Source organism: Streptomyces sp. MB09-01, assembly GCF_033794505.1.
In the GTDB taxonomy this organism is placed as follows: Bacteria; Actinomycetota; Actinomycetes; order Streptomycetales; family Streptomycetaceae; genus Streptomyces.
This window is the reverse complement of record NZ_JARAYQ010000366.1, coordinates 1-6,278: the sequence shown is the minus strand read 5'-3', so window position 1 is coordinate 6,278 and position 6,278 is coordinate 1. Positions and strand designations below refer to the sequence as shown.

The following is a 6,278-nucleotide window of genomic DNA, read 5'->3' as shown; positions in this document are numbered from 1 at the left end:
CGCCCCCGCCTTCCCGCGCCCCCGGTCCGGCACGCCGACCGGCGCGGGCACCGGCTCCGACACCCCGGAGCCCGGCCACGCCGCGACCGCCGGAGGAGAGGGCCTCACGGTCGCGGACCTCGACCGCAACGCCGACGACCTCCGCCGGCTGCTCACCGACGGAGTCACCTCGGCGGAACGCCAGCTGTTCGAGCTGCGCACCGCCGCCGCCGACGACTCCCGCATCCTCGGCGCGCTCGGCGACGGCGGCCTGCTGCCGCCCGGCCCCGACGTCCTCGCCACCGTCGAGCACCTCGGCGAGCACGGCATCCCGGCCCTTCCCGGCTGGCGCTACCTCGCCCAGTCCGTGGACCCCGCCGACCACGCCGCCGTCCTCGCCGCCCGCCCCGAACTCGTCGACGGCGTCGTCATCACCGATCCCGACACCCACAGCCGGGCCCGCGAGGTCCTCTCCGGCGCCGCCCTGCTGCCCCGCTCCACCGTCGCCGTCGGGACCGCCGCCGCCCTGCTGGCGCCGGCCACGCCCGTGGACCCCGATTCCGCGGTGTGCAGTGTTTTCATCGTTTCGCCGAACCCGGCCATGCACGACGAGCACGCCGCCGACGAGGAGCGCCAGGCGCTGCGCACCCGCGCAGGCGAACGCGACACCGAGATCCGCGAACTCGCCGCCCGCCTCTCCGGTGACCGCGAACTCGCCGCCCGCCTCGCCTCCTGGCGCACCGGCTGCCCGCCCGGCCGCCTCGCCGAACTCGCGGAACAGGCCGCGGCCGCCCGGACGTTCGCCGAGGAGACCGACGCCGAGCTCGCGGAGGCCCGTACCGTACGCGCCGAGGCCGACGAGGCCGCCGCCGATGCCGCCCGCGTCCGCGAGGAGCGCCAGGACACCGCCCAGCGCGCCCGCCGCGTCGCCGACGCCCTCGCCGGCCTCGCCTTCCGCCTGCGCGAGCGGGCCGGCTGGCAGGCCAGGCTCCGCGAACTCGCCGACGAGGCCGCCGAGTCCGAGGCCCGTGCCGAGGTCTGCCTGGACCGGGCCCGCGCCGCCGACGAGGACCGCCGCGCCGCCCAGCGCGCGGCCGACGACGCCCGCCGCACCGCCCGCGCCCTGCGGGCCGAGCGCGCCGAGATCGCCGGCGCCCCCGACCAGCTGCCCGACGGGGACGGCCCGCGGGCGCCCCTGCCGGACCTCCGCGAGGCCTACCGCGCGGCCTCCCAGCTCTACGAGAAGGTGGGCGTCGGCGCCGACCTGCGCGCCGAACAGGCCCGCGCCGAGAGCGACGAGAGCGCCGCCCTCGCCGAACTCGACCGCCTCACCAACAAGGTCCGCACCCGCGCCGCCCAGCTCCTCGAAGGCACGGACGGCGCCGACGGCCCCTCCCGGCAGGCCGCCGCCGCCCGCGCAGAGTCCCTCGTGCAGATGCTGGAGACCCGCGCGTCCACGGCCAGCGAGCAGCTCGGCCGGCTGCGCGGCGAGGCCGAGCGGCACGCCCCCGCCGAAGGCGAGGCGCACACCGAACTGCCCGAGGAACTGGTCCCCGAGGACGTGGAACAGGCCCAGGCCCTGCTCCGTACGGCCACCGCCCAGCTCGCCGCCCACACCGCGGCCGTGGAGAGCGCCCGCGCCGCCCACGCGGACCTGCTGCGCGCCCACCGCACCGCCGAGGACGGCGCCGGCGGCTTCGACGAGACCGCGGCCCTGCTGCGCGACCTCCTGCGCGACCACGCGCACGCCGAGGACGAGCAGGAGCCGGTTCCCCACCCGGGCACCCTGGAGGAGGCCCGCCAGTCGGCCACCGAGGCCCGCCGCTCCCTGCGCGGCTGCGCGGCCGACCTCTCGGCCGCCGAGTCCGCGGTGCGCGAGGCGAGCGACATCCTGGTCCGGCACGCCAACGCCACCCGCTACGAGCAGGTACGCACGCCCGCGCGCCAGCAGATCCGGGAACTGCCCGCCGCGGCCCTGCCCGAACACGCGGCGGCCTGGGCGGCGGCCTTCGCCCCCCGGCTGCGCGTCCTCACCGACGAACTGGCGCAGCTGGAGCGCAACCGCGACAGCATCGTCGACCGCCTGCGCGGCCTCGTCGAATCGGCCCTGGCCACGCTCCGCTCCGCGCAGCGCCTCTCCCAGCTGCCGGAGGGCCTGGGCGAATGGTCGGGCCAGGAGTTCCTGCGGATCCGCTTCGAGGAGCCGGACCAGGCCACGCTCACGGAACGGCTCGGCGATGTCATCGACGAGGCCACCCGCGCCGCGGTGAAGAAGAACAGCACCGCCTCCTTCGGCGAGGGCCGCCGCGACGGCATGTCCCTGCTGCTGAGGGGCGTCCAGGCGGCCCTCGAACCCAAGGGCATCTCCGTGGAGATCCTCAAGCCGGACGCGGTGCTGCGCGCCGAACGCGTCCCCGTCGGCCAGATGGGCGACGTCTTCTCCGGCGGGCAGTTGCTCACCGCCGCGATCGCCCTCTACTGCACGATGGCGGCGCTGCGCAGCAACGACCGCGGCCGCGACAAGCACCGCCACGCGGGGACGCTGTTCCTCGACAACCCGATCGGCCGGGCGAACGCCACGTACCTGCTGGAGCTCCAGCGGGCCGTCTCCGACGCGCTCGGCGTCCAGCTGCTCTACACGACGGGCCTGTTCGACACCACGGCCCTCGCCGAGTTCCCGCTGGTGATCCGGCTGCGCAACGACGCGGACCTGCGGGCGGGCCTTAAGTACATCAGCGTCGAGGAACACCTGCGCCCGGGCCTGCCGCAGCAGTCCCCGGAGGAGGAGACCATCCACGGCGAGATCACCGCCACCCGCATGTTCCGCCGCAGTGGCGTGCCTTCCTGACGCGCGCCTCGCACCGCTCGGCGCCGGAGCGCCTCACGGGCTTCGCCGCGCCGCGCCGGACTCCGTCCGCCGGACCGCGTGCGGCAGCCGCGCCCGGCAGATGACGGGGCCGGCCCCGCCGAGGCCGCCGCGGGCGGGCAGGGGCCGGTCCGCCGTCAGGGGGACGTGGAGTGGCCGAAGGCCGTGAGGGGGCCGTCGTCCCGGGGTATTCGGCCCGGGGCGGCCTCGCGCGCGGCCCGGGCGGCCCTGCGGGCCTCGCGGCGGCGGCTGCGCGCCGTGCTGCTCGGCTCCGAGAGGACCCCGTACCGCTGGTTCCACGTCTGCCGGGTGATCCACACGTCCAGCACGCCCCACGTGGCCACGACGGTCCCCGCTATCGCGCCGAGCGCCATCGGCAGGGCCAGCCAGGACCCGGTCAGGGTCAGGAAGAACGTGATCGCCGCCTGGGTCAGGGTCACGGCCACGATCAGCACCGCCCGCACCGCGGAAGTCCGCACCGGATCGGGCATCCGGCGCCGGCGGGCCGGCTCCTCCACCCACAGCCCCCGCCCCGCCCCTCCGGCGTACGCGCCCGACACCGATCCGCCGCGCTCGTCACTTCTCATGGTCCGCTCCCTCCCCACGCCGCGGTCCGCCATGCCTACCCACCACGTCTACCCCCGACGTGGCCCTCGAACAGACAGACGTCCGGCGGTACCGAGAGATTCCCGAATCGCGGATGCCTCCACGCGCCCCGATGATCGCGGAACGAACAATTCCAGCCATCCATCAGGTTGCAGGAACTGACGCCCCACCAAGTGTCATCTGCCACATATCGGGCCGCTGTTGACCGGAAGTGTCGGACAACTGGTGATCTTCGTCCGGGGGTCCGGCCGAAAACGTCCGGACACGCCTTCGAACCTACTCCGGAGCAGTAGTAGGCTCACGCCGTTTAAATGACGGAACACCGACCCCCGGTAACGGGGTTGACCTGGGGGAGGCTGGGGAGGCCATGCGCTTTCGCGGGAAGTCCATCCGCCGGAAGATCGTGGCGTTGCTCCTTGTGCCGCTCGTCTCCCTGACCGCCCTCTGGGGCTTCGCCACGGTCATCACCGGCCGTCAGGCCATCCAGCTCTTCGACGTGGCCTACGTGATCGACAAGGTCGGCTACCCCGTCGAGGACGTCGTCCGCGTCATCCAGAAGGAACGGCGCCAGACCCTCGTCGTCCTCGGCGACCCGCGGGCCGCCACGGCCACCGCCGAACTCACCAAGCGCCGCGCCGAAACCGACGAGGCCGTCGAGCAGATCAGCGTCAGCGCACGCGACCCCAAGGTCATCGACGAGCTGAGCTCGCAGAGCTCCCAGCGCCTGCGCTCCATCGTCGCCGCCTTCCAGGGCATCGGTGCCATGCGCCGCTCCGTCGACCAGAACGCCCTGGACCCCACGCAGGCCCTGGATCTCTACAACCGGCTGGTCGACCCCTGCTACGACTTCCTCATGAACCTCCACGGCCTGGACAACGTGGAGGTCGACAAGGAGGGCCGCGCCCTCGTCGGCATCAGCCGCGCCCGTGAGCTGCTCTCCCGCGAGGACGCCGTCGTCGCCTCCGCCCTCGCCGCGCGCAACGTCACCGCACCCGACGTGCGCCACGTCTCCGACTTCGCCGCCAACCGCTCGCTGCTCTACGAGTTCAACCTCGTGACCCTCCCCGCCCACGACCGGGAACTCTTCGAGCAGTACTGGAAGGACCCCCAGACCAAGCCCCTGCGCGATGCCGAGGAACGGTTCATCGCAGGCGGCGCGGTCAACAAGCCGCGCAGCGTCACCCCCGCGCAGTGGGACGAGGCCGCCGCCAAGATCCTCGAAGACCTGGCGGCCATGAACACGGCCGCGGGCGACCGCTACCAGCAGCGCATCGAACCTGTCGCCATGGACGTCATGATCCAGGCCGCGGCCGCCGGTGTGCTCGGCTTCCTCGCGCTCATCGTGTCCCTGGTCCTCTCCGTCCGCATCGGCCGCGACCTCGTCCGCGACCTGTCCCGGCTGCGCAAGGAGGCCCACGAGGCCTCCGGCGTCCGGCTGCCCAGCGTGATGCGCCGCCTCGCCGCCGGCGAGCCGGTGGACGTGGAGACCGAGGCGCCCCACCTCGAGTACGAGAAGGACGAGGTGGGCCAGGTCGGCCAGGCCCTCAACACCCTCCAGCGCGCCGCCGTGGAGGCCGCCGTCAAGCAGGCCGACCTGCGGCGCGGCGTCTCCGAGGTGTTCGTCAACCTGGCCCGCCGCAACCAGGTGCTGCTGCACCGCCAGCTGACGCTCCTCGACACCATGGAACGCCGTACCGAGGACACCGAGGAGCTCGCCGACCTCTTCCGCCTCGACCACATGACCACCCGCATGCGCCGCCACGCCGAGGGCCTGGTGATCCTCTCCGGCGCCGCGCCCTCGCGCCAGTGGCGCAAGCCCGTCCAGCTGATGGACGTCGTACGGGCCGCCGTCGCCGAGGTCGAGGACTACGAGCGCATAGAGGTGCGCCGCCTCACGCGCCTGGGCATCGTCGGCCCCGCCGTCGCCGACATCACCCACCTCATCGCCGAACTCCTCGAGAACGCCACGGTGTTCTCGCCGCCGCACACCGCGGTCCAGGTACACGGCGAGCGCGTGGCCAACGGCTTCACCCTGGAGATCCACGACCGCGGCCTCGGCATGACCCCGGAGGCGCTGCTCGACGCGAACCTCCGGCTCGCCGAGACCCCCGAGTTCGAACTCTCCGACACCGACCGCCTCGGCCTGTTCGTCGTCAGCCGCCTCGCGCAGCGCCACAGCGTCAAGGTCGTCCTCCAGCCCAGCCCGTACGGGGGCACCACCGCGGTCGTCTTCCTGCCCGTGGCCCTGCTCACCGAGGCCCCCGAGACCAACGGCAACGGCGTGCGCCTCGACGGTGCCCGGGCGGCGGTCAAGTCCGTACGGGCAGCCCCGCCCGCGAAGGCCCGTCCCGCCGGCCGGACCACGTCCGAGCGGCCCGCGCCCCTCGCCGTGGAGCGCGCTCCGTCGGGCCGCCCGCTGCCCGCCGCCGAACTGCGCGGCCCGGTCGAGCTGGAGGCCCCGCTCGTGGGCCGCGGCCTGGACGGCCTGGACCCGCTGGACGGCCTCGACGACCCCGCCGTCCTGGACGACGCCACCGCCGGGATCACGGGCCGCCCCGGCGCCGCCGGCCGCCCCGTCATGGCCACCCTCGACGACGAGACCCCGCCGAACGGCACCCCGCGCGCCCTGCTGGGCCTGCGCCCGGCGGACCGGCCGCACACCGACCGGCACACGGAGCGCAACGGCGCCCGCAAGAACGACCGCGACCGCGAATCGCTCGCACCCACCGGCCCCGTCCGGCTGGAGACCCAGCGCGTGGAGGCCTCGCGACCCGACGCCCCCCGCACCCCGGGACAGGGCCAAGCCGGGGCAAAAGGAAACGGGGGC

At 74.6% G+C, this 6,278-nt stretch carries 2 protein-coding genes and 1 pseudogene; 2 read left to right on the top strand and 1 reads right to left on the bottom strand.

The genetic code is table 11. The features are described 5' to 3' along the window. Window positions 1–2,827, top strand: a pseudogene (locus PV721_RS39915) (hypothetical protein); the annotation flags it as partial. 155 nt (window positions 2,828–2,982) lie between these two features. On the opposite strand, the gene PV721_RS39910 reads toward PV721_RS39915, so the two are convergent. Next, the gene (locus tag PV721_RS39910) at window positions 2,983–3,432 is read right to left on the bottom strand and encodes a hypothetical protein (protein ID WP_319733251.1); all 450 of its coding nucleotides are present in this window, start codon (window positions 3,430–3,432) and stop codon (window positions 2,983–2,985) included. A 386-nt stretch (window positions 3,433–3,818) separates the two neighbouring features. Here PV721_RS39910 and PV721_RS39905 point away from each other — a divergent pair. Further along, a partial coding sequence (locus PV721_RS39905; RefSeq protein WP_319733249.1) for a nitrate- and nitrite sensing domain-containing protein occupies window positions 3,819–6,278 on the top strand: 2,460 nt, incomplete at its 3' end.